Annotated in this window: 2 protein-coding genes; one reads left to right on the forward strand and one right to left on the reverse strand. The window is 75.4% G+C overall.

What is annotated here, in order from left to right:
• Positions 1-497: AAA family ATPase (locus AB0E96_RS40910; RefSeq protein ID WP_359831895.1), on the reverse strand; the 497-nt coding region annotated here is incomplete at its 3' end.
• A 442-nt stretch (positions 498-939) separates the two neighbouring features.
• Here AB0E96_RS40910 and AB0E96_RS40915 point away from each other — a divergent pair.
• The coding region (locus AB0E96_RS40915; RefSeq protein WP_359831897.1) for a PfkB family carbohydrate kinase at positions 940-1,735 on the forward strand (796 nt) is incomplete at its 3' end.

The following is a 1,735-nucleotide window of genomic DNA, read 5'->3' on the forward strand; positions in this document are numbered from 1 at the left end:
AGTCGGAGCACATCGGCGCGCTCGAGGACGACGTTGGACAGCCCTCGCCCGGCGACATGCCCGGCGGCCTGCACCAGCACCACGGCGGAGGTGTCGCTGCCCTCCGGATCGCCCGGGCACTCGTCGCGTCGGGCTATGCGGTCGCGCAGGATCGTTTCTTCAGGGTCCAGGACGAAGTGGTGCACCGCGATCCCGTGCGAGGCCAGGTCGCCGAAGATCTCGTCCCGGTAGTCCTCCCTGAGCAGGGTCATCGGGACCACCAGCGGGCCCCCGACCTCGCCGAGCAGCGCCGCGGCCGTCTCGGGGACGAGCCGGCGCCAGGCCGCCAGGTCCTGGAAGTCGGACACCGTCGCCAGCCGGTCGGCCGGGAGCATCCGGCGCAGGCCGAAGCCCACCAGCTCGGGATCGAAGAGCACGCTCCCGGGCAGCAGTTCCACCAGCTCGCGGCAGGCGCTCGTCTTGCCCGCCCCGAATGTGCCATTGACCCAGACGATCACAACGTCCCCTGCCCTCGACTTCCCCCGATGCCGTTCGCACCGGGCAGCGCCCCCGTCGGTCGAACCAGCGCCACCCGTGGTGGTACCCGCGCCACGCCGCTCCCCATGCCTCCCCGGCGCGCCCGCCCGCACGCCCGGGACTGACCCGTGACAGCGGCATGTGCCCAGGTCAGGGGCGCACGCAAGGAAACATGCAGACCGGTCTGCATCAAAATTGCACCCCTTCCCCACCACTGGGGCACAGGCAGCCCATGGGTCGCATGGCCTCACCCGCCCCACGCTCCCGCTCCGCACCCATCCGGCTCCGTGCCCCGCGTGCACGCCTCGCGCCCGGCTCTCCCTCGACCGTCGCGCGCCCCGGGCCCGCCCACCGACACCTGCCCGGCACCCGACACCGCCCGCCTCCTTGCCCCGCCCCCGCCCCAGCGCGTACAGAGGAACGATGAAGCTGCTCCCCGCCGGTCGGGTCGTCGTCATCGGCTCGGTCAACACCGACCGCATCCTGCGCTGCCCGGTGCTCCCCTCCCCCGGCGAGACCGTCCTCGCCACCGTCGCCGACCGCGGCTTCGGCGGGAAGGGGGCGAACCAGGCGGTGGCGGCGGCCCGGATGGGGGCCGCGACGCATCTGGTCGCCAAGGTCGGGCGGGACGCCGAGGGCGCGGCGGCGCGCGCCGACCTGCAGGGCGCGCAGGTCGAGACGGGCGCCCTGCTCACCCACCCGGACGCCCCCACCGGGCAGGCGATCGTCATGGTCGACCCCTCCGGCGAGAACAGCATCGTCGTCGTCCCCGGTGCCAACACCCACCTCACCCCGGAGGAGGTCACCGCCGCGCTCCTCCGCCTCCGGCTGCTCCCCGTCGACGTGGTCCTCACCAGCAACGAGGTCCCCGCGGAGTGCATCCGCGCGACCGCCGCCGCGCTGCCCGCCGCGGGCCCCTCGGGCGCAACCCGCTGGCTGCACAACACCGCCCCCGCCGGCACCCTGCCGGAGGCCGGCCCCACCGGGCGCCGCCCACTGGTCGTCGCGAACGCCGTCGAGGCCCGCCAGCTGACCGGCTCCGACGACGTCGCCGAGGCCGCCCGGCTGCTGGCCGCACGCGCCGAGGGCGCCGTGGTCACCCTCGGTGGAGAGGGCGCGCTGGTCGTCGTGGACGGGACGTCGGCGCGGCTGCCCGCCCCGGCCGTCCGGGTGGTCGACACCACCGGGGCCGGCGACGCCTTCTGCGGCGCCCTCGCCG

It is taken from the genome of Kitasatospora sp. NPDC036755, from assembly GCF_040636595.1.
In the GTDB taxonomy this organism is placed as follows: domain Bacteria; phylum Actinomycetota; class Actinomycetes; order Streptomycetales; family Streptomycetaceae; genus Kitasatospora.